This is a genomic window from Planococcus wigleyi (assembly GCF_014836985.1).
Taxonomy (GTDB): domain Bacteria; phylum Bacillota; class Bacilli; order Bacillales_A; family Planococcaceae; genus Planococcus; species Planococcus notacanthi.
In genome coordinates, this window is record NZ_JACSPU010000002.1 from 322,232 (window position 1) to 345,283 (window position 23,052).

Genomic DNA, 23,052 nt, shown 5'->3' on the forward strand with positions numbered 1-23,052 from the left:
GATAGTAACTAAATGTGAATTAAGTTACTATCACTTTTAAGAAATTTCTTTTCAAAAGAGGAGCATATAAATTGATGAATCTACAAGATTATTTGCATACTACTTTTCCAGGACTGGTTTTAAGACCAAGCCTTTATCTTCAATGGAAAATAGGCATTCATTTCGAACTGGGATTAGGGATTTATCAGTTTGAAGAAGGGGACAAACTGAATATGCATCGGTTTGAAAATGCATACAAGCAAACTTTGGCAATCTTTAATGACCTTTTTTCTGAAGAGGATGAATTGGTTTTAGTAACGAATGTTTATCACCAAAAAAACGCCAATGGAAGAACAAAGCCGTTCAAGGTATACAAAAATGGCGTCAAAAATAAAAAGTTGACCTTACAATTAAAGCTGAACACACTTCCCTATGTTTTCGATGAGGAAGAAGAAGCGGACGACTATTATACGGCGCAGTATCAATTGAAATGCAAGAAACATGATTTACGTTACCATCAGCTGATCCAGGCTGCCTGTAACGAAGATTTTCCCTTGAAGCCCAAATTCAGAAGAGAAAAGGGAATGTATTATCCTGATACTTTTTTCATCAACCTCACCAAGAATACGATCTTCTTTATTTACGATGATCGAGGCTGTGAAGTAATTGCCGCGGATAAAGAGACATTGCGTCCGTTGTATGAAAAATACGCTGAGTGGCTCTATGAATATAACCGTGACGATATGAAACAGTTATTTTCGTAACCAGTTACATTCCATAAGACCAGACAAATGAAAAATCCCTACCTGGTCTTTATTGTTATTCTGATACTCACAAGACCGATAATGAAATGATCAACTACCGGTAGTTTAAAAATATGAGTAGTCTCAACAGCAATCCCAAAGCGATTTTTCTTACTTTATCTGTCGAATTCATGTAGTAGTTAACGGTTATTTTATAGCATTAAATCGTTAGAAGTACTGATATATAAGGATTTCCGAAAAATGTTGGCTGGGATAAGGAACATCTACTTTAAATCCTGCATATGCTGAATCGTCTATATTTTTACCGCGATTTTATAATAATTACGCCTAATACAAAAACCACTTGTGGTTCTAAAAGTGATTCTCCTGAATACAACTTAACTACCAGTAGCTAAATAAACATAAATTTTATTAGACTATTGGTAATCGTTTTATTGATTCTGAATGTAACCTAAGTACAGTTAAGTTACATTCACACTGAAAAATTCCAGTAGAAACGCACTGAAGGAGTGATGGCATGGAGAATCTGGCTATTGATTTTGAATTGGATCCGTTATTGAAATTAGATAAAAAGCTAATTCGACAGAAAAACGGAAAATTATTGATTGATGTGCAAGGGGAATTAACCATTCATATCGGTCATTCGTGTTTCTTTCATGAACAGTCCTTAGCGTTGCTTGAACTGGGAATTGCTTTAAAAAAGTGGAGAGTGAAAGATTCCGAAGGAGAAAATGATTTTTATTACTTTACGATGGAACATGATGAAAGAGAAGGACCCATCTTAGCTTTTGTTAGAAAAAGCGAAAATGAATGGCAGCTGTTTTCAATTTGGCAAGAATTTGAACACAAAAGCACAATAGCTTCTGATGTGTTGTTAAAAGCAGTAGACCGATATTTAACTAAACTAGAAGATACTTTGTTGAGGAAGTTCAATATCAAGTATTCATACTTCACTCGATTCTGATAAATTGAATGTAACTTATTGTGAATTAAGTTACATTCAAAACCCCAGAAACTGAAAGCTTAAGGAGGGATGATAGATGAGTCTAGAACATGAATTTTTCTTAGTGCCCAATACAGTGGCCTATCCAGAGTTGATGAAACGCAATGAACAAAATGTAGACATTATTGACTCTATAGATATACCAGATGATTTGATTCAATACATAGCCGATTCTTTGAACTGGATTCCATGTAAAAATCCAGCGATATCGATGACGAAAGAAGACACAGGAATAAATTATTATGGGGTGACTCTTTTTGATCAAACGTCAGCAGCAACTTTGAAAAGTATCATCACGGCATGGCACTCTTTATTTATGAATTTCCCTGAAAAGCTGGAGCTGACTGGGGAATTCGTGTATTCTTCCAATAAAAAAGTGTTGGGCGGGCGTGAACGTCTAGTATTTTTTAGAAATGAGGTGCTTGAATTATTGAAAAGGCTGCTGTCAATGATTGAGAGATTGGAAGAAGAGAGCCTCTATCTTTACCATTTGGGAATATGAAAAACGAATGTAACTTATTAGCAATTAAGTTACATTCAGTTTGTTTACCAAACACTTTTATGAATTTAAAAGGGGGAATAATTAAGTGGCTGAATTTGAAAATTATTCTTTTTCTCGATTATATAGAGACGAAAATATTGAATTCTTTTTTATTGTAGGAGTAAATGATTCGGATGATTTTGATGAATATTGGGATGGGAGATTAACGGAAGTTGTAGGATACGCTGTGATTTATCTGGACTATAAAACAGAGAAACAAAAAAACTTTATCTTTTTAATTGATAAGACGAATAGAGAATATGACAACATAGTCAGATATGCAAAGCGATTTATTCAACAGATGAGTCTATCCGAAGAAATTTCAGATAGAGAAAACTTTAAAATCTTAAAAACCGAAGTAAAAAAGAGAGTTTTGGAATACCCCTATAATGCTTTTATAAAGATGGTTGTAAAAAGTGAAATTCCAGAATACGACGCTAAATAATTTTTTGTTGAATGTAACATAATACTAATTAAGTTACATTCAAAAGGCTATTCTGTCCGACATTAAAGTTGGAATTGTGAAGGACATAGTTTACATATCAATGAGTTATCGGAAGCTGCAAAATAGAAGGGAGACATTTGGTGATTTCTGAATGTCTCCCTTCTATTTAGTACACACCAACAATGAGTGTAACCAATGCCTGTAACCATTCGATTAATGGGAAGAAAGAAGAAACAACAAATTCAAAATCCATCTTCCAAGAGCTGCATTAACAGGAAAACGACGCCAAAGCTTCTGGTGCCAACTGTTCAAGAGATGTTGTTTAATTCATACTTGGCGGAGCTCATTGCTTTAATCCATAATTAACGAGCTTTCCCTTAGTTTATAAATTAGGAATGTAATTATGGAGACATTGACCAATAAAAGAAGATGAAATGTGAAACTGAAATCCAGTATGATTAAAATCCCGGTAATAGAGAGGAGACATGTACTGAGAATAGCGGTGATTATAGTGGATTTACCCTGCTTGATTACTTCCATCTCACTGGACCAGTTATAATTAGGGAATTTCAAATTGACAAAGAAGCCCACAATGCTGACAAGAAGTAAACTAGTGATGGTAAAAGAAATGAAGAGCAGTGAATCCAATAACGATGAACTGAAATTTTGAGTATAGACCAAAATAGCACAAGCTAATCCCGGCACAAATAGCAGCACGTTTAATGCGATCTTGGCTTTTGCAAGGTCCATCAAAGAGAGCGGAGACGTCAACAAAATCCAGATGCTTTGGCCTTCAAAAGATAGGCTTGATGAAGTTGTTGTGGTCAAAAGAATGCATACAGTAGTAAATAGTATGAAGATATACTTGCTTGATAACGTGATAATTGACAGTTCCAAGGTATAGTCATACAACAGAGGGGAAATATTGAACAAGTAAGCCAGGCTGCCAATTAGTAATAGCGCAGGTGTTAGTACCGTATTGCTGACATAGGTGATAGATGATAGATAAAGTTTCAGCTCTTTTGAGAATAGATTTTTAAATAAACTATTGGAAGAAAGTGTGCTAGAATCACGAGTTTTCCTTTTTGACGAAGTAGAGTAGCTTGCAACTAAGAAAGCATATCTTTTAGTAAATACGTAGCCGGTTATGAGAACAAGAGCGAGAGTTATTCCTAGTAAGCACACTAAATTGAAGAAGCCAACTTCTGATGTAGAATTGCTAATGATGCCGAATAAGTAGAGTGGAGAACTATTGGAAAAAATGTCTTTGTAATTTAATGAAGCAGAGTTGTACGTGTTGTATAAAAGAGGTGAAAGGAATAAAAAGAATGTAAGCAAAGCTTCGATCACATTACTATGGATTCTTAAAAAATTAAGGAGAACTTTTACTGCTAATGAAATGATGAATGTTGTTGCGATAACTAGTAAAGGGAGGATCACAACAAGAAGAAGACTGGATAATAGTACGAACCAGAAGTCGGGAAGAATGAACATATGCAACAAGATGCCAGCAAAAACGGCTATTGCAGCAATGAGTAAATAAAGGATCAGGAGTTTGATTACATTAAATAGCTTGGCTTGCCACAATGGCATGGGCAGGCTGAAAATAAGTTCAGTATCTGAAGAAAAAATCAATTTTTTAAGGCCGCTTAAGATGGTCCAGAACCCCAAGGCCCAAAACAAAATGGACGAAAGAATCGGAAAAAACAACATGGATTCTTCGCGGATGTACAAATCAAAGGCGATATAGACAATATAGCCAATGGCCATGACAACAGCGGCACAATAGCCCGCCAACGTAAGAACAGCATGCTTTCGGTCGTCCTGATTAGTGGATGATCCCAATCTGTAAAACTGAAAATCATTTGCTAAGCTATACTTTTGCAATTGGATGAGCTTACTCATGTGCTGTGATGCTCCTGAATTTTTCACTTAAGCTACTTTCGGACAATAGATTGATCATCGTATCATTGACGACCACTTCGCCGTTGTGGATCATGACCACTTTGTTGCAGAGCTTTTCCGCTACTTCTAAAACATGAGTCGAATACAACACAATGGATCCTTCAGCTGCCCGTTTCTTCATTTCTTCCTGTAAAAAATAAGTGGCGTTCGGATCCAATCCGACAAAGGGTTCATCCAATATGATCAGTTTTGGATTGTGCATAAGGATGGAAATGAGCACCAGTCTTTGTTTCATGCCATGCGAATAGGTAGAAATCAACTCATGGATAGCACTGCCGAAATTGAGCTTTTTCAGCAAAGTGTTCAATTGCTCGTTTATCGTCGCGTTATCAATTTGATAAATGCTTCCAATGAGTTCCAAGTACGAATACCCCGTCATGTTTCCGTAGAGTACAGGAGTGTCGGGCGAATATCCGACCATCTGTTTAAATTCTTGTGGGTTTTTCTTTATACTCACGCCATCTAATTCAATATCTCCTTGATCGAAGCCATGAATGCCCACGATGGATTTTATGGAAGTCGTTTTTCCTGCCCCGTTCATGCCGATGAAAGCGCAAATATCGCCTTTAACCAAATCTAAGGTTAAGTTCTTAATGCCTTTTTCAGATCCTTTGTATAACTTGGTCAAGTTGTTAATCGATAACATTTGAACCAGCCTCCTTCAATTATGCCTTTTTCAGATTCCTACTGGCCCATGAGAGATTCAGTGAAATGAATGCCAAACAAGTTGCAATACTGAAGTAATTCAAGTCGTGGACCGACAGCAACTGGTTCTCCGCCAGATTTAAGATGCCGCCTGGGGATAGCTGGAACAAGAGGTGGTTGAACCCCTTGATCAGAATAAAGAAAATAGAAGCAGCGATTGTTGTGACGGCGATCAGGATGGGGCTCTTCACAAAGGTACTGATCAAGATGGCAAGACTCACGACGAAAAGGATCCACAAACTGTACAACAGCAGAAACAGCACAAAGTTTGAAAAAGAGAAAGAACCGAATAAGAAGATGGTGTAAACATAGGAAACGACTGCCCCTATGGAGATGCTGAACATGCTGATTATCCAATGGCCAGCCAGCTTTGACACTAGGTAGGAGCGCAGTGAAACAGGGCGGGTCAATATGAAATCTTGCATACCGCTATTGCGGTCGGCTGCAATCAGCCCCATTAAGCTAATAATCAGGATGATGAGCCCGATTTGATTGAATTGGCCGGAAATGGTGGACAGTAGAACTTCAGCAGAACTTGGTACCGGCCGGTTCGGATCGATGGTGATGCCATCTGCGCCGCCAACATTTTCAAGTATAACGTCCATGTATTTAGTGATCAGCGGTTGAGTAAGGCCCAAAATCACGAAAAACAGCGTTAACCAGATGAACTTAAATTCTTTTGCGGCTTCTACTAGTTCAGTGCGCGTTAATGTATAAAAGTTTGTCATGTGTCCGACACCATCTCCAGGAAAATTTCTTCTATCCCTCTTTCATAAAACTCAATGGACGTAATATCCATTTCTTTTGCAGCGAAGTCGTTTACGACTTTATTTAAATGCAATTCTTTAGCTCCTGTTAAAAGAAAGGTGTTCGGTGATAGGCATTCAACGCCTTCAACCTCAGAGCTTTTCAAAGCTTCACTTGTTTTTGGGACATTCCCCATCTTCACAAGGATTTGTTTACGCTCTGTTTTCTGAAAATCGTCATTTATGTTTCCGACAATCCTTCCATTTTTAATGATGATAAACCGGTCGCAAAATTCGCTGGCGTCATCCAATATATGGGTCGAAATGATGACGGTCGTCCGCTTCTTTAAGCGAGCAATCAATTTTTTTACTTCATTCCGGCCGATCGGATCCAACGCAGAAACCGGTTCATCCAAAATCAGCAGCAGCGGCTGGTGCAAAATGGCCTGGGCGATCCCTAGCCGCTGCTTCATGCCGCCGGATAATTGTTCCACTTTGTAATGTCCCTTTTCCTCAAGCCCGACTTCTTTTAAAACCGCTGAAATATTCCCCTGTAAAAACTCCTTATCCAAGCCCGACAATTTTCCGAAGAAAAAGAGCGATTCTTCACAGGTCATCCACGGCTTGAAGTCCGTCTGCTGGGACAAATAGCCAATGCTTTTCTTGTGCTGCACGATGGGTGTGGAATTGAACGTGATGGCTCCTTGTTCATGTTGCAGAATGCCGGTCATGCATTTAATGAGCGTCGTTTTTCCGGCTCCGTTCGGTCCCAACAAGCCCACACACTCGCCTTCGGCAATTGAGAAGGTGACATCGCTTAAAATTTTTCTTTTTTTGATGGTCTTATGAAGCTTCTCGACTGTAATCATTTCGGATCATTCTCCTTCCAATCACTAAATACAGTATCGGTCCGAGCAATTGGAGCAATAGAATGATGACCAGCCAAATATAGGGGGAGACAATCAGCACTTTTCTTTTGTACCAATCATAGAGTGCAACTCCAATCAGTAATAAGTTGAAGAAAATAATTGGCAAGGCAAAAGGCAAAATCTGTGGCCAGTCAATTTCCAGTAGAGCAGACATATCTGTATTCATCTGAATCACTCCTTCAATTATCATTATCAATAATGATAATTGAAAAGTCAACCATATTATTGTATTTTAGATACAGACTCAAAATACATTAAAGAGTAATATCATTTTTTATTGTAAGAAAATCCTGATATAAATGGTGACAAGAAGTTGGTAATCCCGAAGAAAGTCTATATAACAGCTCACTATCATGAATAAAAAGGGGATTGAAATAGATGGAATTTGATTTATTTAAAAACCAGGTCAGGTTTAAAATCGCTTTGGAATTAATAGATGTCGATGAAGGATACTCGATTATGCAACTGAATAAACTATTGAAAGAAGTATCGCAAGCAACATTATACAGACATGTGAACTCAATGGTTGATGACGATTTATTGAAAGTCGTTGGCATAAATCGAATTGGAAAAGTTGAAGAAAAGCTGTATGCGCTGAATACCCAAGCCTATAAGATCAGTGAAGAAGATTGGCAGTCTGCAACATACAGCGATAAAATAAAATTTGTAACTTACTTTTTTATGTATATTCTTCAGAACTACAAAGACTATCATGAGAACAGAGTTGGCGAAGGTACTCAAGATCAAGCGACATTTTCCTTAGTGAAATTGAACTTAACAGATAACTCATTCGAAGATTTTCAGTCGGAGTTAAGTACGTTAATGGAAAAATACTATAATAGAAAAGAAGATAAAGATGGAACAGATCGTACGATTTCGATGGTGATTATTCCGTAATTTCTCTTCTTTGAGAAGAAAATGTGCTTTAATTAATTTTGTTTACATATGAGGGCTTATCGGTAGCTGCCATTCATTCTATATATGATTTAAAAAACCCATCAACCTTCACGTGAAAGGTTGATGGGTTCTTTGAAATAATACGAAATATAAAGTTCTAAATTGATGCAAGTTATCTCTTAAAGTGACAGTTCAATTATCCTGGAATCATAAGACTGGACGGAGTCAGTCAAAATCTTTTTTCTCCCATTCGTCCTCAGGAATTTCCAAGTCTTCGCCGGAAAAACGCTCTTCCTGAAACGGGTCGCCGTTCATGTGGAAACCGTTCTGCTCCCAAAAGCCCGGCTGGTTTTCATCGATGAATTCGATGCCTCGGACCCATTTGACACTTTTCCAGAAATACAGATGGGGTACGATAAAACGCAGCGGGTAACCATGCTTGGCGGTCAACGGTTCGCCGTCAAGTGAATGGGCAAGCAGCACGTCTTCCCGGTCCAAATCGGATAATGCAAGATTGGTGGTGTAATCGTAGTCGCCGTGAAGCATCACATAGCCGCTTTTCGGCGTTACACCCAATTCTTTTATCAGGTCAATAAAACGGACGCCGGTAAAGGTATTGTCGAAGCGGGACCAGCGTGTCACGCAGTGAATGTCGCGTGTTATTGTCGTTTGCGGCAATTTCAGCAGATCCTCGTAATGCAGCGTGATTTCCTTATCAACCTGGCCAAAGATTTTCAATGTCCAAGTGGCCATATCGTAAACCGGCACTTCGCCTTCGTGCAGGACCGGAAAGCGCTCGGTCAGCACCTGTCCAGGCGGCAGGCGTTCAACCAGGGAAGGATCCACTACAGGGACCCGCGTACGTTTGATTCGTTCGGCTTTGCTCAGCTTCATGTGATCACTCCTTAAAATAAATAAAACTCTTCCACTGAAAAAGGGAAGAGTTGGGTCTGCTGGTGAAATTCTCTTCCTCATCTTTCAGAACATCGTGGTTCTGTTGGATTTGGCACCATTCCAGTTTGTGAACTGGCGGTTGCCGGGCGTCATCGGGCCATTCCCTCTGCCTCTCTTGATAAGGATAAAGCGTATTTAATTTTTGGTATGACTTATTTTACCGAAACCGCTTATTTCCTGCAAGATTATTCGGAAAATAATTCAGCTTCTCTCCGGCTGGCGTTATACTGATAGTACGTGGAGAATCACGTGCATAGCAAGCGTCACTTTCTGTTTATAAGGAGTCCTGCAAAATGAAAAAAATGATCGGCATGATAGGAATGGCCGTACTGTTGAGCGGCTGCACCAACACAACAGCAGAAAACGGCGATGAGCTGCTGGTATCGACGGCTTCAAGCCTGACGGAAGTCATGAAAAAAATGGAAGAGGAATTTCATCATGTGGAGCCGGACATCGAGCTGTCATTCAATTATGGATCATCGAGCAAGCTGCGAAGCCAAATTGAACAAGGCGCACCGGCAGATTTATTTTTATCGGCCAGTGAAAAGGATATGGAGCAGCTGGAATCCGAGCAACTGGTGAAAGCCGAAACTGTGGTGCCTTTTGCTGAAAATCGCCTGGTGCTTGCTTCCTTAGAGGAATTTCCGAAAACTGCAGATTTTACAGAAACAGTGATGACTGCAGAAGAAACCATTGCGATCGGGGAGCCGGACAGCGTACCGGTTGGAAATTTCACAAAGCAGGCGCTGGACAGCCAAGGGTTATGGCAGCCGCTTGAAGGGCGCCTTATCTATGCAAAAGATGCACGGCAAGTGGTGACGTATATCGAAAGCGGAAATGCCGGACTTGGCATCGTCTATTCCTCGGATGCGGTTATTTCCCAGGAAATAAAAGGGGCGCTCGAAGTGCCGGGGCAAGAAAATCCTGTCGTCTATCCGGGAGCGGTCGTAGCGGATTCAGAAAACCAGCAGGCCGCTTTGGCTTTTCTGGATTTTATAACGGGTCCCAAAGGACAGGCTATCCTCGGACAATATGGCTTCTTGCCGGCAAATGAGGCAACGCCATGATGCCGTATGATTTGTCGCCGCTTTGGCTGTCGCTGAGAGTTGCGGTTATTTCCACTCTATTTGTGTTTTTGGCTAGCTTGGCGCTTGCACGGTTGATGAGCAGACGTGAATTTTTCGGCAAAAGCCTGGTGGAAGCGTTGATTTTGCTGCCATTGGTCTTGCCGCCGACTGTCATCGGCTTCGGCTTGATCGTCTTGTTTGGCGCCAATGGACCGCTTGGGATTCTGCTTGAACAATGGTTTGGATTTCGCGTGGTCTTTACCTGGATCGGGGCAGCGATCGCTTCATTCGTCGTGTCACTGCCGCTGATGTATCAAAGCGTTATGGCTGCTTTTGATAAAGTGGATCCGCGCTGGGAGAATGTGGCGCGGACGATGGGCGTATCCGAATGGCGGATTTTCCGGACCATCACCTTTCCGCTTGCCTGGTCAGGTATTCTGGCAGGTTTGATTTTGGCCTTTGCCCGTGGCATCGGTGAATTCGGAGCCACATTGATGATTGCCGGTTACATTCCGGGCGTTACAGAGACCGTGCCGCTAGCGATTTACTTTGCTTATGAAGCAGGGGATATGGAAAAAGCCCTGTTTTGGGTGCTGATCATATCGTCGCTTGGAGTAGCTGCCATCACATGGGTCAATTATTGGCGAAAAAAGAATGCTGTACGTATTGGAAGGGAGTAAGCGGATGCTGAAAGTGAATTTTCAAAAACAATTGGATCATTTCAATTTGGAAATGCAATTCGAATTGAATAAAGAAATTCTGGCATTGGTCGGCTCTTCCGGTTCGGGCAAAACAACTTTATTGAACTGCCTGGCAGGCATTGTCCATCCGGATAACGGAACGATTCTGTTAAACGGCCGGCATTTTTACAAAGACGGACAAAAGCCGTTGAAAATCCAAAAGAGGAAAGTCGGTTATTTATTTCAGGATTATGCGCTGTTTCCGCATCTCACTGCCGAACAAAATATTCTCTATGGACAGCCAAGAGGAACGGATGTATCGCATATCACGGAACTGACCAAAATCCTTGGCATTACCGGTTTGCTTGGCAAATACCCGCACCAGATTTCGGGGGGCGAAAAGCAACGCGTTGCGTTGACGCGGGCATTGGCTGCACAGCCGGGTATCCTATTGCTGGACGAGCCGTTTTCGGCTTTGGATGATGCCAATCGAGACCGTTGCCAAGAGGAATTGCTGCGGATTCATGAACAATGGCAAATCCCTATCATTTTTGTGACACATCGGATTGCGGATGCTGAAAAATTGGCAGACCGCATCATCCGTGTTGAAAAAGGGCTAATGGCTGAAGAAACTGTGGTTTGATGCCTGCTGCAGTTTGAGAAAAGCAATGGTACAGTGATAGTAACGAAGAAACCGTTTGACACACTAAGCGGATGGAAAAGGGGAACCAATGTGGATGAACGCTATTCAAGGCAGGTCTTATTCAAACCGCTCGGCCAAACAGGCCAGCACAAGCTGAAATCATCGACCGTCACCATCGTCGGCTGTGGCGCTTTAGGTTCCGCTATTGCTGAAACACTGACACGCGCGGGCATCGGGACCATCCACTTGGTCGACCGCGACTATGTTGAGCTGTCGAATCTGCAACGCCAACAGCTTTTCACCGAAACAGATGCCCAGCAGATGCTGCCGAAAGTCGCAGCCGCCGAACAAAGGCTGAAAGCGATCCGAAGCGATCTTCAGTTATTCACGTATTTGGAGCATTTGGATGCAGCAGGGATGGAAAAACTGGCGGCTGTCAGCGACTTGATCCTGGATGCCACCGATAATTTTGAAACGCGCTTGTTGATCAACGACGCTTCTGTGAAATTTGGTGTGCCGTGGATCTACGGCGCCTGTGTCGGCAGTTCAGGAGTGGTTTTTCCATTCATACCGGGAGAAAGTTCATGTTTCCGCTGCCTGCTGCCGGTGCTTCCAGCAATCAATGAAACCTGTGATACGGTCGGCATCATCTCGCCGGCTGTCCAAGTGACGGCGGCGCTTCAATGTACGGAAGCCTTGAAATGGCTGAGCGGCAGCCGCGAGGCAATGCGGAAAAAGATCCATCATTTCAATCTTTGGGACAACAGCCAATTGGATATCGGCGTGTCGCGCATCAAAGATCCTTCCTGCAAAACCTGCGGACCGGCTGCCGTGTTCCCGTCACTCAATGAAACAGGTGCGAGTTCCTATGCCGTTCTATGCGGTAGGGACGCGGTGCAGATTCTGCCCGATCCGAACCGTCCCATCACATTGGACGATGCTGAAAAAGTCGGTGCCCGTTTGGAAGCTGGAGTAAAACGGACGCCTTATTTCGTTGAACTGAAGGTCTTCAATCACCGCATGGTGCTGTTCGGAAATGGCCGGTTGCTGATACACGGAGTCCATAACGTGGCAGCCGGCCGGAAATTGTATCATCAAGTATTCGGTTAATCAAAGGGGGAAGTTAGATGTCGGAATCATTCAAAGGGGATCATCAGGTTCGTGTCGCGGTACTGACGATCAGTGATACACGGACAAAAGAAACGGATACGGGAGGCCAGCTCGTGCAGCGGCTTGCCCGAAATGAAGGGCTGGAACTTGTGGATTACGATGTTGTGGAAGATGACATCGCGTCTATTCGCGTCATCCTGTCGGAATGGTTGGAGAATGAGGAAGTGGATGTAATTATTACAACGGGAGGGACAGGAATCGCCAAACGCGATGTCACACTCGAGGCGGTCAAACCGTTTTTCGAAAAGGAAATTGACGGCTTCGGCGAGCTCTTCCGTTACGTCAGTTTTTTAGAGGACATCGGCACAAAAGCGCTGTTAAGCCGTGCTGCAGCGGGTATTGCCAACGACAAAGCCATCTTTGTCCTGCCAGGTTCCCGTGGAGCTGTAAAACTGGCGATGGAACGATTGATCTTGCCGGAAATCCAGCATATTCGCTCCGAATTGACCAAGCATCAGCAATTGGATCGTTAAGTGGTTGACGAGTGCTAAAATCATCCATCTATAAAATATAAAAGCCTCCGGATCCGTCAGCTTATGACAGGTTCGGAGGCTTTTTTACGTTTGGGATAGCCCAGCTGCTTACCATGTGGCCAGTTGGCTGCTTTCAGTAAACCGAATACCGTCAGCTGCGCTCGTAATCGCCTGATTTTCCGCCGGTTTTCTGGAGCAGCAGGGTTGGGCCGATGACCATGTCCTTACCGGCTGCTTTGCACATATCGTAGATGGTTAAAGCAGCAGCTGATGCGGCCGTGAGAGCTTCCATTTCGACGCCGGTTGGCCCTTTTGTTTTGACTTCGGCAGTTAACAGCACTTCAAAATGATTGGCGTCTTCATCGACGTTCCATTGAAATTCAATATCGACACCGCTCAGCGCCAAAGGATGGCACATCGGAATGATTTGCGCAGTATTTTTGGCAGCCATGATGCCGGCAACTTGTGCCACGGCAAAGACATCGCCTTTTTTATTGGTGCCTTCTTTGATCTGCTGGTAGATTGCTTTGTTCAGCAGTACCGAAGTGGTGGCACGGGCTGTACGGACACTGTCCTGTTTGTCAGAGACGTCGACCATTTTGGCGCGGCCCTGGGCATTGAAATGAGTTAGTTCAGACAAAGAAATCATCCTTTCGTTATTGAATGATTTCAGTATAGCACGGCAAAGAGGTGCCTCCCTTTTGGGCAATTAACCCGTTTCTTTTAAATTTTCGCCTGTGCTCAATGAAAAGCTTTATTGACAAGCAGAAGAACTGCCGACTATAGTTCAATTTAAAGTCTGAACATTACATAAATAAAGTGAGGAGCAATAAATATGAAAGAAGAGCAGGCCTATAAACAAATAAAGCAAATGATCATCGATGGAAAATTTTCCGTCAAAGAAGCAATCAGCATCAATCGCCTGGCAGAGAAGTTTGTCATGAGCCGCACGCCGATTCACCGGGCATTGTCCCGTTTGGAGCGGGAAGGCTATATCACCATTACACCGCAGGTCGGTGTTTTTGTGCGGCGGCCAGATGCCCGGGAAGTGCAGGAAAGGCTGCTCCTTTGTGTCAATATTGATGTGTTCCTGGCAGAGCAGGCGGCTAAGTCCATCAATGAGCTTCAGCTTGAGGAATTGAAAAAACTGCTGGAGGCGATGGAGAAACCTTCGATTGAACCCGCTGATTACGAAAACTTGAACCGGAATTTCCATACAATAATTTGCCGTGCAGCCAATAACAGCTATGCATTTCAGACCAATAAAATCAATTGGGATTACTTGAACTACCTTAATGCTTCAGAAACTCTATTCCGGGGAACTAACCGTGATCAGTCGCAAGCTGAACACCGTATGATTTATTATGCGTTGCGTGATGGGGATCCGAAGCTGACAGAGCTGCTGATGAAAAAGCATTTGATGCGGGTTGCGCAATTTATTATTGGTAAATACGGATATATGGATTGATTTCAGTAGAGATTTGGAGCATTTTCAGTAGGTTATATACAGAAAACAGAATGGAATTAGATAACTATTTATTGAGTTTTCAAATATCATTGAAAGTTTAGTTTATTCAGCATAGAATCAGTAGCAAGAACAATGTAAGCGTTTTACTGACACACAGAAACACAGTGGACGAAAGATGAAGGAGAGGGTGTAAGCGGCAAATACGAGCTCTGGAATTTGTGGGAGAAGGCTTTCATATACACATACTGAAATATTAGTTCAATGATTTAAAGGTCGAAATCGACGTTTTTGATTGAATAATAGAGATTAATTGAATATCTAAAATTTTACTAAGGAGCGGATAGAATGACGATCACGAAAAGGAAAGTACAGACAGGCGCATACGAAACATTCATACATGAAGGGGGCGCCGGCAATAGCGAGACGATTCTCTTCTTGCACGGCAGCGGCCCAGGAGCCAGTGCAAGTTCGAACTGGCAAGGTGTCTTGGCGGAATACGCTGAGAACTTCCATGTTATAGCACCTGATATTTTAGGATTTGGCGAAACGGATCATCCGACAGAGTATCCGGCCAACGGAGCGCAGTGGATGAACTGGCGAATCGAGCAAGTGTTGAATTTGATGGATGCACTGGACCTGGAGAAGGTTCATCTGGTCGGCAACTCACTGGGGGGCGTCATTTCCCTGTTTCTGGCTATGGATACGCCGGACCGTTTCGACCGCATTGTCCTGATGGGTGCTGGCGGCGGTTTGACTGAACCGACACCGGAACTCGGCAAATTGGCTAACTTCCACAAAGATCCGACTGCCAAAGCTTTGCGCAACTTATTGAGCTGGTTCTTATATGATATGACGGGCATGGAAGACAAGCTGGACAGCATTGTGGAAGAACGCATGGAACTGTTCAATCGTCCGGAAGTGCGTAAATCTTATGAAGAGAACTTCAGCAAGACGCAATTGTCGGATATGCTGGTTCCGCCTTCCGCACTTAAACGCATGAAACACGAATTCTTCCTGATTCACGGACACCAGGATCGTTTCGTTCCATTGGCAAGCAGCCTTTATGTGATGGATTACCTGGAAAATGCTGAACTGCATGTCTTTAAACAATGCGGCCATTGGGCACAGATTGAACAAAGGGAGAATTTCATCAAACTGACTCAGGATTTCTTTAACCGCAATAAAGTATTAAACCGCGTCTAACAAATGATAAGGGGTGTTTATATTGACTCAAATGGCGACAGATACGAAGAAGATGTTAGTGGAAAGCGGCACAGCGTTAATTCCGAAGTTAAGAGACCTGAGTTTGGAAATCGACCGTAATAGCGAATTGTCCGACGAAGTGATCGAAGACTTGCGAAGCAATGGCTTACTGAAGGTTTTGCGTCCTGAAATCTTCGGAGGCTATCAGACGAATATGCGCACCTATACAGAAGTGGTGACAGAAATTTCCCGCGGCAACGGTTCAGCAGGCTGGTTCGTTTCCTTGAGCAATATTCGGGATTATATGATCTCTTACGCATTCGGCCAAAAAGCATTAGATGAAATTTTCGAGGAAGGCCAGGACGTTATCTTGGCAGGGAATTTCAAGCCGATTAAATGTGACATTGAAAAAGCAGAAGGCGGCTACTTGATTAAAGAAGCGCAATGGCCATTTGTTTCCGGCAGCCCGCATGCCGACTGGTTCTACTTCGGTTTTCCGGTAGACGATGGCAAAGGCGGAATGGAAATGGCGATCATGGTATTGCCGAGACACGAAGTAACGGTCTTGAATGACTGGAACGTAATGGGCTTGAGAGGATCAGGAAGCAACAGCGTCAAAGTAGAAAATGTCTTTCTTCCGGAACACCGTGTATCGCTGGATCGCCTGGCAAGACAAGGAGAATACATGATTGAACCGCTGCGCGACATTCCTTTATACCAGACGCCATTTGTTCCTTCATTGACTTTGTCCATCGTGGCTCCTGCACTTGGGTTGGCACAGGCGGCAATGGATCTGCATATGGAACGCGTCGAAAAAGCAGGCATCGGCAATACTTTTTACGCAAAAATGAGCGAAGCGCCAATCACTCATATGCAAGTAGCGCAAGCGCAGTTGAAGATCGATTCTGCCGAGCTCCATTTGTACCGTGCCGTCGATATGCTGGATGACTATTCTGTCAGAGGGCTGCAATTGTCGATGGAAGAAGGCATCCGCATGAAAGCTGATTTCGGTTACGTTAACCAGCTTTGCAAAGAAGCGATCGACTTGCTGACAGAAGGTGCCGGATCGGTGTTTTCTTATAACAATAACCTGTTCCAATTGGTCTACCGTGATTTTCTGTCGATGCACCTGCACGGCTTTATCACCCCATCAAGTTTAATCGAGACATACGGCAGAGTGATGTGTGGCCAAGAGCCGAATACGTATTTCGTCTAACGTAAAAAGATTGAAATTTCAGTATATAAAGATAGTCAAGAGGAGGAATTTGGGATGAGCAAACCGGAAATCGCAAAATTGGGGCATTTTGGATTGGTATCTACGGATTTAGAGAAGTCATTGTGGTTTTTTAAGGAAATACTGGGGTTGGAAGAAACAGAAGAGCGGGACGGCGTCCATTACTTGCGTGCATGGGGGGATTTCGAGCATCACACCCTAACCATTCGTCAGGGAGATGAAGCGAAGCTGGACCATATCGCATGGCGTACGAAAAAGCCGGAAGATGTAGAAGGATTCGCGAAGATTCTGGAAGAGTCAGGAACTCCTGTTACTTGGAACGAAGAAGGCATCGAAGCCGGGCAAGGGAAAGCATTCCGCTTCCAGATGCCAAGCGGCCATACATTGGAGATCTATTACGAAATGGAAAAAACGCTGGCGGATCCGAAGAGCCGTTCTGTCCTGAAAAATCAGTCGCATAAATCATGGGCGCGCGGTGTTTCCCCTAGACGGATTGATCATGTCAACTTGCTGTCTTCATTGCCGGCTAACGAACTGGCAGACTTCCTGATGGACAAATTGGGCTTCCAGATGCGTGAATGCGTGCAGGCTCCAGATGGCAGTTTGGTTGGCGCTTGGTTGAGCGTTACGGCATTGGTGCATGATATCGCCATCAGCCATGACCCGAATGCTGCTTCAACAAATGAAGTGCACCACATTTCCTATTGGTTGGATAATGCCCAGGACCTGTTGCGGGCAGCAGATATCCTGAAAGAGAACGGCATTCATTTTGTAGGGCCAGGAAAGCACGGAATTTCGCAGGCGATGTATATTTACGCCATCGATCCAGGCAGCGGTGTCCGTGTTGAAATCTTCACCAATGGCTACTTGATCTTTGAACCGGACTGGGAGCCGATCGTTTGGACATTGGATGAAATGGATGTTGGATTCACTTACTGGGGAGACCAGACGGATACGAAAACAGAAAACAATCCAACCATTAAAGCATAGAACAATTGGAGTCGGCAGGGGATTTCCATTCCCTGCCGGATCTATAAAACAGCTTAAAACCGAAAATAGAGGAGGAATCATCATGGACGATCGTTTATTCCGAGATGCAATGGGCAAATTTACAACAGGAGTTACCGTATTGACGACAGAGTTTGAAAATGAGCCTGCAGGCATGACCGCGAATGCGTTTATGTCGGTTTCATTGACACCTAAGCTGGTGGTAGTATCGATTGGCCATAAAGCACGTTTTCTGGCGAAAGTACAGGATTCCCGGAAATTTGCAGTGAATATCCTGGCTGCAGACCAAGAAAACTATTCCCGTATGTTTGCCGGACAGGCAACAGACGACAGCAAAGTCGCATTCGGTGAATTGGCAGGCAATCCGGTCATCCCGAAAGCATTGGCGCAAGTCAGCTGTAAGCTGGTGGCAGAACACGTAGAAGGGGATCATACGCTATTGATCGGCGAAGTGCTGGACATCAAATTAGAAGAAGGCAACCCATTGATTTTCTTTAGCGGCCAATATCATGCATTAGCCGAAAAGGCACCAGTCGTATAAAGGAGAGGGGAATTTGATGGATATTCAAGCAGCAGTAGAAAAGCTGGCGCAAGCTGAAAAAAACAAAGCGCCGATTGCTCCATTTACGTCTTCGGCAGAAGCGATTTCTGTTGGGGATGCCTATCAGATCCAGTTGCTTCAAATACAGGAGAAAGTAAAACAAGGTGCAGAAATCAAAGGCATGAAAGTCGGATTGACCAGTAAAGTCATGCAGGACATGTTCAACGTGGATACGCCGGATTACGGCCATATCCTAGATTCAATGATTTACGGCCAAGGCAGCTCTATCAATGTAGAGCAGTTTATTCAGCCTAAAGTCGAGTTTGAAATCGCGTTTGTGCTGAAGAAAGATTTGGAAGGGCCGAATGTTACAGTGGAAGACGTTCTGGCGGCAACTGATTATGTCGTGCCGGCCATCGAAATCATAGACAGCCGTATTGAAGATTGGAAATTCAAATTCGAGGATACCGTGGCGGATAATGGCTCTTCAGCTGGAGCGGTGTTCGGCAGCAAACGGACCTATGCAAAAGATGTAGATCTGGCAGCTGTTGAAATGAATGCTTACCGAAACGGCGAATGGTTTGATTCGGCGACAGGCGAAGCAGTGATGGGGCATCCTGCAAAAGCGGTAGCCTGGCTTGCCAATGCAGTAGCGGAATACGGGATCACATTGCGTGCAGGGTATTTTATCTTGGCAGGTGCATTGTCAAAAGCGGTTCCATTTGAGGCAGATGAAGATTTCAAAGCGGATTTCGGTGAACTCGGCGATGTGTCGGTATCGTTTGTAAGGGAAGGTGAACGGGTGTGAAAAAACTGAAAGTAGGCATCATCGGTTCTGGCAATATCGGGACGGACCTAATGTACAAAATCGAACGCAGTGATGCACTTCAGATGAGTGTCATGGTGGGCATCGATCCCGATTCGGAAGGATTGAAGCGGGCAGCTGAGCGCGGTTATGAAGTGGTGGCGAACGGCATTGATGGCCTGATGGAAAAACTGGAGCTGGTCGACATCGTCTTTGATGCAACGTCTGCGAAAGCACATCAACACCATAGTGATTTGCTGGTGGCGGCAGGCAAAAAAGTCATCGATTTGACGCCTGCAGCCATCGGTCCGTTCACGGTTCCGACCGTCAATTTAAACGAGCATTTTGAAAAACCAAACTTGAATATGGTGACGTGCGGCGGACAGGCGACGATTCCAATCGTCAATGCCATCAGCCGTGTAGTGGAAGTTGAATACGCAGAAATTGTCGCAACCGTCGCCAGCAAAAGTGCCGGACCAGGGACGCGCGCCAATATCGATGAGTTCACGCACACTACTTCCAAAGCGATCGAGCAGGTTGGGGGAGCGAAAAAAGGAAAAGCGATCATCATCCTGAATCCGGCTGAACCGCCGATCCTGATGCGGGATACGGTCCATGCATTAATGGCTGCTGATGGGCAGGAGCAAGCGGTCATCACGTCGATCAACGAAATGGTCAAGGAAGTCCAAAGCTATGTGCCCGGTTATCGTCTGCGCGGAGAACCGCAATTTGATGGACGCAAAGTTTCGGTCTTTTTGGAAGTGGAAGGGGCTGGGGATTTCTTCCCGCCTTATTCAGGAAATCTGGACATCATGACCGCAGCAGCGGCGAAAGTGGCAAATGAAATGGCGAAGCAGCTGATGGCTGCAGAGGTTTAGGAGGAGAAGGCAATGACGCAACGGTCATTTGAAATACTCGACGTGACGCTGCGCGACGGCAGTCACGCAATGAAGCACGCATTTACGGAACAGCATGTCCACGACACGGCCAAAGGGCTGGATCTGGCGGGCGTCAATTATTTTGAAGTCTCGCACGGAGATGGCCTTGGCGGCTCGTCCCTGCAATATGGATTGTCGAAAGTGGATGAACTGAAACTGATTGAAGCGGCAGCCGATGTTTGCAAGTCATCAAAAGTATCTGTTTTGCTGATTCCAGGGATTGGCATTAAAGAAGACTTGCAGGACGCTGTGAAAGCTGGAGCGAAGATGGTCCGCGTAGCGACGCATGTCACGGAAGCTGACGTTGCAGCCCAGCACATTGCACTCGGACGTGAGCTCGGATTGAAGACAGTCGGATTCCTTATGATGGCCCATATGGCGAGTGTCGAGAAAATTGTTGAACAAGCCAAGCTTTTTGAAAGTTATGGAGCTGAAGTTGTATACGTCACTGATTCGGCTGGCTATATGCTGCCGCATGAAGTAACGGAACGCATCACGGCATTGAAGCAATCGGTGGGCTGTGAAATCGGCTTCCATGGCCATAACAATCTGTCGATGGCGATGGCCAATACCGTTGCTGCAGTTGAAGCAGGAGCTACTTATATCGACGGCAGCCTTCGCGCTCTCGGAGCCGGCAGTGGCAATACCCAGACAGAAGTGATGGTGGCGGTTCTGGAACGCCTTGGCTATAATACCGGAATCGATCTGTACAACATCATGGATGTGGCGAATGAAGTCGTTGCGCCGTTCATGCAACGGCCGCAGGAAATTACCGGCTCCAGCCTGATCATGGGCTATTCGGGTGTTTATTCAAGCTTCTTGCTCCACACACAAACAGCGGCAGAAAAGTTCGGCGTCGATGAACGGGATATCCTGGTGGAGCTCGGCCGCATGAAGGCAGTTGGCGGCCAGGAAGATTTAATCTATGACGTGGCCCAGAGTTTCGCTGCGAAAAAAGCGCAATAACCAGTGACCCTCGATAGAAAAGTTAAATATAATTCATCAAAAAGCTGATTAATTTCTAATTAATCAGCTTTTTTTAGAAGAGTTTTTAAAGACTCTAAGCGGATCAAGGGTATTCGAACTAGCGCTATTTTATTGGTATCCGTTATAGATCAACATGTTAATTCGTGACAAACTAGTAAATACTAACTGAAAGTCTAAATAATTCCAATAGTTTTTCACCTAGTTCCATTTGATTGAATATTCTATATTTGGTGGAAAGGTTTTATCAGATTAAAGGAGGCTGGTAGGTTGAAAATGTAAGGGGTTACATTAAAGCCGGTTTTTAAAACTAAAAAAGGAGAGGTGTGTACATATGAAAAAACTAATGATTCTCGGTGTATTTATTTTGATGGCTTGCTTGATGGCGGCGTGTGGAAATTCAGAAGATGGAAGTGCTTCGGGAGCGGAGAAATCAACACTCCGGTACGGCCATTCTGCTCCACCGACAGATCCGGGCGGTGTTATTGCGGATAAAATTGCAGCTGATACTGCTGAAGCTACTGGCGGAGAAGTGGCTATTGAAGTGTTCCCATCAGGACAGCTGGGTGGAGAAGTAGAGATTGTAGAACAATTAAGATCAGGTTCTGTTGATATGGCATTTGTCACTGGAGGAGCTTTATCGAACTTTGTTCCTGATATCGCAGTATTGGATATGCCATTCCTTTTTGATGACTTGGACCATGCAAAAAAAGTTTTGAATGGCGAAGTCGGAAACCAAATTAAAGAAAAAGCGGCAGAAGAGGGCTTTCAGATTCTGGGGTTCTATGATTACGGAGAAGGACATCTAGCTAATACGAAGCAAGAAATTAAAGAACCTGGTGATTTAAAGGGTCTTCAGATGCGCACCTTAGAAAATGACATTTTTATGGATACGTTCAAAGCCTTGGGAGCAGACCCGGTACCGATGCCGTTCCCAGAAGTCTACTCGGCTATTCAACAAGGTGTAGTTGATGGGACAGATCCGGTTAATGTTGCCATGATCGGCGGCAAACTTTTCGAAGTGACAGATTACTATACTGAGATTTCTTTGAATTACCGTTCAGGTATTTTATTGATGAACAAAGATAAATTCGATGGCTTGGAAGAAGAGACCAAAACAGAGTTGGAGACTGTGGTGCAGGACAGCATTGACCATTATCACTCGGTTGTATATCCAGAGTATGAAGAAAGCGTGAAAGAAACGCTTACAGAAAATGATGTCAAGATAGTCCCTATCGAAGACGTTGATCGTGAAGCATTTGTAGAGGCAGTTCAACCGGTATATGAGCAACATGAAGCACGGTTCGGCGATTTAATTGAACGCATTCAAAACGAAAAATAATGTTACGGCAAAAAACATATTCGAACAAAAGAAAGCATTTCTGATAATGCTTTCTTTTGTCGATATGGGGGGCAGCTTATGTGGAGCAAAAGTATTCGCGCGTTAAATAAAGGAACAGAGAATTTTACGATGATTTTACTGGTAATTATGGTGCTGCTAGTATTCTTTCAAATCGTTTCGCGTGCTATGTTCAGCACTTCTTTTTCATGGACCAATGAGCTGGCCCGCTACATGATGGTTTGGCTTGCTTTTTTAGGTGGAGGCATTGCTTTTCAACATAATGCGCATATTGGAATTGAAGCCATAGTAGAGAGGTTTTCAGTACGATGGCAGAAGTTTATTCAACTGGCAGTCATGGTTATTTGCATATCGTTTTTTATTATTTTGATTGTTACAGGTTTAGAGTTTACAACTTCATCGATGACTCAATCTTCACCGGCATTGAATATTCCCATGGGGTTGGTTTATTTGGCTCTACCTATAAGCGGTATTCTTCAAATACTTAATGTAGTTGATCTAAACCTCAACTATTTCAAATCCAAAGAAACAGAGTCGGAGAGGTGATCTT

The 23,052-nt window shown here is 43.8% G+C and carries 27 protein-coding genes and 1 riboswitch; of the genes, 20 read left to right on the plus strand and 7 right to left on the minus strand.

The window, feature by feature from the left end; translation table 11 throughout:
• Nucleotides 1-74: 74 nt before the first annotated feature.
• The 4 genes from H9630_RS07135 (at nucleotide 75) to H9630_RS07150 (ending at nucleotide 2,732) form a co-directional block, all read left to right on the plus strand.
• The gene (locus H9630_RS07135; protein ID WP_191715084.1) at nucleotides 75-743 is read left to right on the plus strand and encodes a DUF3885 domain-containing protein; all 669 of its coding nucleotides are present in this window, start codon (nucleotides 75-77) and stop codon (nucleotides 741-743) included.
• A 517-nt stretch (nucleotides 744-1,260) separates the two neighbouring features.
• Complete coding sequence (locus H9630_RS07140; RefSeq protein WP_191714809.1) at nucleotides 1,261-1,707, plus strand: DUF7878 domain-containing protein; 447 nt, start codon at nucleotides 1,261-1,263, stop codon at nucleotides 1,705-1,707.
• Between the two features lie 76 nt (nucleotides 1,708-1,783).
• Nucleotides 1,784-2,248: a hypothetical protein gene (locus tag H9630_RS07145; protein WP_191714810.1), complete on the plus strand. Its 465-nt coding sequence runs from the start codon at nucleotides 1,784-1,786 to the stop codon at nucleotides 2,246-2,248.
• Between the two features lie 85 nt (nucleotides 2,249-2,333).
• Nucleotides 2,334-2,732, plus strand: coding sequence for a hypothetical protein (locus tag H9630_RS07150; RefSeq protein ID WP_191714811.1), 399 nt, complete (start codon nucleotides 2,334-2,336; stop codon nucleotides 2,730-2,732).
• A 351-nt stretch (nucleotides 2,733-3,083) separates the two neighbouring features.
• On the opposite strand, the gene H9630_RS07155 is transcribed toward H9630_RS07150, so the two are convergent.
• From H9630_RS07155 to H9630_RS07175, 5 genes are read right to left on the minus strand one after another with little or no spacing between them, the layout of a single operon-like run.
• Complete coding sequence (locus H9630_RS07155) at nucleotides 3,084-4,637, minus strand: hypothetical protein (protein ID WP_191714812.1); 1,554 nt, start codon at nucleotides 4,635-4,637, stop codon at nucleotides 3,084-3,086.
• Complete coding sequence (locus H9630_RS07160) at nucleotides 4,630-5,343, minus strand: ABC transporter ATP-binding protein (protein ID WP_191714813.1); 714 nt, start codon at nucleotides 5,341-5,343, stop codon at nucleotides 4,630-4,632. The genes H9630_RS07155 and H9630_RS07160 overlap by 8 nt, the downstream gene beginning before the upstream one ends.
• A 19-nt stretch (nucleotides 5,344-5,362) precedes the next feature.
• Nucleotides 5,363-6,130, minus strand: coding sequence for an ABC transporter permease (locus H9630_RS07165; RefSeq protein WP_154749360.1), 768 nt, complete (start codon nucleotides 6,128-6,130; stop codon nucleotides 5,363-5,365).
• Nucleotides 6,127-7,017, minus strand: a complete 891-nt coding sequence (locus H9630_RS07170) for an ABC transporter ATP-binding protein (RefSeq protein ID WP_191714814.1) — start codon at nucleotides 7,015-7,017, stop codon at nucleotides 6,127-6,129. Before H9630_RS07170 ends, H9630_RS07165 begins: the two co-directional genes overlap by 4 nt.
• Nucleotides 6,992-7,243 carry a PLDc N-terminal domain-containing protein gene (locus H9630_RS07175; RefSeq protein ID WP_154749358.1) on the minus strand — a complete coding sequence of 84 codons (252 nt, stop codon included), beginning with the start codon at nucleotides 7,241-7,243 and terminating at the stop codon, nucleotides 6,992-6,994. The genes H9630_RS07170 and H9630_RS07175 overlap by 26 nt, the downstream gene beginning before the upstream one ends.
• Nucleotides 7,244-7,455: 212 nt before the next feature.
• On the opposite strand from H9630_RS07175, the gene H9630_RS07180 reads away from it, so the two are divergent.
• Complete coding sequence (locus H9630_RS07180) at nucleotides 7,456-7,974, plus strand: helix-turn-helix domain-containing protein (RefSeq protein ID WP_154749357.1); 519 nt, start codon at nucleotides 7,456-7,458, stop codon at nucleotides 7,972-7,974.
• 225 nt (nucleotides 7,975-8,199) lie between these two features.
• Here the strand turns inward: H9630_RS07180 and H9630_RS07185 are convergent, their stop codons facing one another.
• The gene (locus H9630_RS07185) at nucleotides 8,200-8,862 is read right to left on the minus strand and encodes a sulfite oxidase-like oxidoreductase (protein ID WP_191715085.1); all 663 of its coding nucleotides are present in this window, start codon (nucleotides 8,860-8,862) and stop codon (nucleotides 8,200-8,202) included.
• A gap of 80 nt (nucleotides 8,863-8,942) precedes the next feature.
• Nucleotides 8,943-9,053, minus strand: a riboswitch (SAM riboswitch).
• A 168-nt stretch (nucleotides 9,054-9,221) separates the two neighbouring features.
• Here H9630_RS07185 and modA point away from each other — a divergent pair.
• The 5 genes from modA to H9630_RS07210 all read left to right on the plus strand — a co-directional run bounded on the left by modA (nucleotide 9,222) and on the right by H9630_RS07210 (nucleotide 12,961).
• Complete coding sequence (gene modA, locus H9630_RS07190) at nucleotides 9,222-9,995, plus strand: molybdate ABC transporter substrate-binding protein (RefSeq protein WP_191714815.1); 774 nt, start codon at nucleotides 9,222-9,224, stop codon at nucleotides 9,993-9,995.
• A complete protein-coding gene (gene modB, locus H9630_RS07195; RefSeq protein ID WP_191714816.1) occupies nucleotides 9,992-10,675 on the plus strand; it encodes a molybdate ABC transporter permease subunit in 684 nt (227 codons plus the stop codon). Before modA ends, modB begins: the two co-directional genes overlap by 4 nt.
• Before the next feature lie 4 nt (nucleotides 10,676-10,679).
• Nucleotides 10,680-11,318: an ATP-binding cassette domain-containing protein gene (locus H9630_RS07200; protein ID WP_191714817.1), complete on the plus strand. Its 639-nt coding sequence runs from the start codon at nucleotides 10,680-10,682 to the stop codon at nucleotides 11,316-11,318.
• Nucleotides 11,319-11,408: 90 nt separating this feature from the next.
• Nucleotides 11,409-12,428 (plus strand): ThiF family adenylyltransferase, encoded by a 1,020-nt coding sequence (locus H9630_RS07205; RefSeq protein ID WP_191714818.1) that lies wholly within the window; start codon nucleotides 11,409-11,411, stop codon nucleotides 12,426-12,428.
• Nucleotides 12,429-12,445: 17 nt separating this feature from the next.
• Complete coding sequence (locus H9630_RS07210) at nucleotides 12,446-12,961, plus strand: MogA/MoaB family molybdenum cofactor biosynthesis protein (RefSeq protein ID WP_191714819.1); 516 nt, start codon at nucleotides 12,446-12,448, stop codon at nucleotides 12,959-12,961.
• 151 nt (nucleotides 12,962-13,112) lie between these two features.
• Here H9630_RS07210 and moaC read toward each other — a convergent pair whose 3' ends face one another.
• Entirely contained in the window at nucleotides 13,113-13,601 is a 489-nt protein-coding gene (gene moaC / locus H9630_RS07215; RefSeq protein ID WP_191714820.1) for a cyclic pyranopterin monophosphate synthase MoaC, read from the minus strand.
• Between the two features lie 195 nt (nucleotides 13,602-13,796).
• On the opposite strand from moaC, the gene H9630_RS07220 reads away from it, so the two are divergent.
• From H9630_RS07220 to H9630_RS07265, 10 genes are all read left to right on the plus strand, one after another.
• Nucleotides 13,797-14,429 carry a GntR family transcriptional regulator gene (locus tag H9630_RS07220; protein WP_191714821.1) on the plus strand — a complete coding sequence of 211 codons (633 nt, stop codon included), beginning with the start codon at nucleotides 13,797-13,799 and terminating at the stop codon, nucleotides 14,427-14,429.
• Nucleotides 14,430-14,774: 345 nt separating this feature from the next.
• On the plus strand, nucleotides 14,775-15,632 hold the full coding sequence (locus H9630_RS07225) for an alpha/beta fold hydrolase (RefSeq protein WP_191714822.1): 858 nt from the start codon (nucleotides 14,775-14,777) through the stop codon (nucleotides 15,630-15,632).
• Nucleotides 15,633-15,663: 31 nt separating this feature from the next.
• On the plus strand, nucleotides 15,664-16,848 hold the full coding sequence (locus tag H9630_RS07230) for an acyl-CoA dehydrogenase family protein (RefSeq protein WP_191715086.1): 1,185 nt from the start codon (nucleotides 15,664-15,666) through the stop codon (nucleotides 16,846-16,848).
• Nucleotides 16,849-16,902: 54 nt separating this feature from the next.
• Nucleotides 16,903-17,856 (plus strand): VOC family protein, encoded by a 954-nt coding sequence (locus H9630_RS07235; protein WP_191714823.1) that lies wholly within the window; start codon nucleotides 16,903-16,905, stop codon nucleotides 17,854-17,856.
• An 82-nt stretch (nucleotides 17,857-17,938) separates the two neighbouring features.
• On the plus strand, nucleotides 17,939-18,415 hold the full coding sequence (locus tag H9630_RS07240) for a flavin reductase family protein (RefSeq protein WP_191714824.1): 477 nt from the start codon (nucleotides 17,939-17,941) through the stop codon (nucleotides 18,413-18,415).
• 16 nt (nucleotides 18,416-18,431) lie between these two features.
• Nucleotides 18,432-19,223, plus strand: a complete 792-nt coding sequence (locus H9630_RS07245) for a 2-keto-4-pentenoate hydratase (protein ID WP_191715087.1) — start codon at nucleotides 18,432-18,434, stop codon at nucleotides 19,221-19,223.
• Nucleotides 19,220-20,098 carry an acetaldehyde dehydrogenase (acetylating) gene (locus H9630_RS07250; RefSeq protein WP_191714825.1) on the plus strand — a complete coding sequence of 293 codons (879 nt, stop codon included), beginning with the start codon at nucleotides 19,220-19,222 and terminating at the stop codon, nucleotides 20,096-20,098. The genes H9630_RS07245 and H9630_RS07250 overlap by 4 nt, the downstream gene beginning before the upstream one ends.
• Before the next feature lie 12 nt (nucleotides 20,099-20,110).
• Nucleotides 20,111-21,124: a 4-hydroxy-2-oxovalerate aldolase gene (gene dmpG, locus H9630_RS07255; RefSeq protein WP_191714826.1), complete on the plus strand. Its 1,014-nt coding sequence runs from the start codon at nucleotides 20,111-20,113 to the stop codon at nucleotides 21,122-21,124.
• 352 nt (nucleotides 21,125-21,476) lie between these two features.
• Nucleotides 21,477-22,484 carry a TRAP transporter substrate-binding protein gene (locus tag H9630_RS07260; protein ID WP_191714827.1) on the plus strand — a complete coding sequence of 336 codons (1,008 nt, stop codon included), beginning with the start codon at nucleotides 21,477-21,479 and terminating at the stop codon, nucleotides 22,482-22,484.
• 78 nt (nucleotides 22,485-22,562) lie between these two features.
• Nucleotides 22,563-23,048 (plus strand): TRAP transporter small permease, encoded by a 486-nt coding sequence (locus H9630_RS07265; protein WP_191714828.1) that lies wholly within the window; start codon nucleotides 22,563-22,565, stop codon nucleotides 23,046-23,048.
• Nucleotides 23,049-23,052 lie beyond the last annotated feature (4 nt).

What these genes read in the sequence shown, in the direction of transcription:
- H9630_RS07225 (WP_191714822.1), top strand. Translation starts at nt 14,775, where the DNA reads ATGACGATCACGAAAAGGAAAGTACAGACAGGCGCATACGAAACATTC.
- H9630_RS07140 (WP_191714809.1), top strand. Translation starts at nt 1,261, where the DNA reads ATGGAGAATCTGGCTATTGATTTTGAATTGGATCCGTTATTGAAATTA.
- H9630_RS07160 (WP_191714813.1), bottom strand. Translation starts at nt 5,343, where the DNA reads ATGTTATCGATTAACAACTTGACCAAGTTATACAAAGGATCTGAAAAA.
- H9630_RS07135 (WP_191715084.1), top strand. Translation starts at nt 75, where the DNA reads ATGAATCTACAAGATTATTTGCATACTACTTTTCCAGGACTGGTTTTA.
- H9630_RS07265 (WP_191714828.1), top strand. Translation starts at nt 22,563, where the DNA reads ATGTGGAGCAAAAGTATTCGCGCGTTAAATAAAGGAACAGAGAATTTT.
- H9630_RS07200 (WP_191714817.1), top strand. Translation starts at nt 10,680, where the DNA reads ATGCTGAAAGTGAATTTTCAAAAACAATTGGATCATTTCAATTTGGAA.
- H9630_RS07170 (WP_191714814.1), bottom strand. Translation starts at nt 7,017, where the DNA reads ATGATTACAGTCGAGAAGCTTCATAAGACCATCAAAAAAAGAAAAATT.
- H9630_RS07210 (WP_191714819.1), top strand. Translation starts at nt 12,446, where the DNA reads ATGTCGGAATCATTCAAAGGGGATCATCAGGTTCGTGTCGCGGTACTG.
- H9630_RS07240 (WP_191714824.1), top strand. Translation starts at nt 17,939, where the DNA reads ATGGACGATCGTTTATTCCGAGATGCAATGGGCAAATTTACAACAGGA.
- H9630_RS07245 (WP_191715087.1), top strand. Translation starts at nt 18,432, where the DNA reads ATGGATATTCAAGCAGCAGTAGAAAAGCTGGCGCAAGCTGAAAAAAAC.
- H9630_RS07235 (WP_191714823.1), top strand. Translation starts at nt 16,903, where the DNA reads ATGAGCAAACCGGAAATCGCAAAATTGGGGCATTTTGGATTGGTATCT.
- H9630_RS07260 (WP_191714827.1), top strand. Translation starts at nt 21,477, where the DNA reads ATGAAAAAACTAATGATTCTCGGTGTATTTATTTTGATGGCTTGCTTG.
- H9630_RS07175 (WP_154749358.1), bottom strand. Translation starts at nt 7,243, where the DNA reads ATGAATACAGATATGTCTGCTCTACTGGAAATTGACTGGCCACAGATT.
- H9630_RS07145 (WP_191714810.1), top strand. Translation starts at nt 1,784, where the DNA reads ATGAGTCTAGAACATGAATTTTTCTTAGTGCCCAATACAGTGGCCTAT.
- H9630_RS07180 (WP_154749357.1), top strand. Translation starts at nt 7,456, where the DNA reads ATGGAATTTGATTTATTTAAAAACCAGGTCAGGTTTAAAATCGCTTTG.
- modA (WP_191714815.1), top strand. Translation starts at nt 9,222, where the DNA reads ATGAAAAAAATGATCGGCATGATAGGAATGGCCGTACTGTTGAGCGGC.
- dmpG (WP_191714826.1), top strand. Translation starts at nt 20,111, where the DNA reads ATGACGCAACGGTCATTTGAAATACTCGACGTGACGCTGCGCGACGGC.
- H9630_RS07230 (WP_191715086.1), top strand. Translation starts at nt 15,664, where the DNA reads ATGGCGACAGATACGAAGAAGATGTTAGTGGAAAGCGGCACAGCGTTA.
- H9630_RS07155 (WP_191714812.1), bottom strand. Translation starts at nt 4,637, where the DNA reads ATGAGTAAGCTCATCCAATTGCAAAAGTATAGCTTAGCAAATGATTTT.
- modB (WP_191714816.1), top strand. Translation starts at nt 9,992, where the DNA reads ATGATGCCGTATGATTTGTCGCCGCTTTGGCTGTCGCTGAGAGTTGCG.
- H9630_RS07220 (WP_191714821.1), top strand. Translation starts at nt 13,797, where the DNA reads ATGAAAGAAGAGCAGGCCTATAAACAAATAAAGCAAATGATCATCGAT.
- H9630_RS07165 (WP_154749360.1), bottom strand. Translation starts at nt 6,130, where the DNA reads ATGACAAACTTTTATACATTAACGCGCACTGAACTAGTAGAAGCCGCA.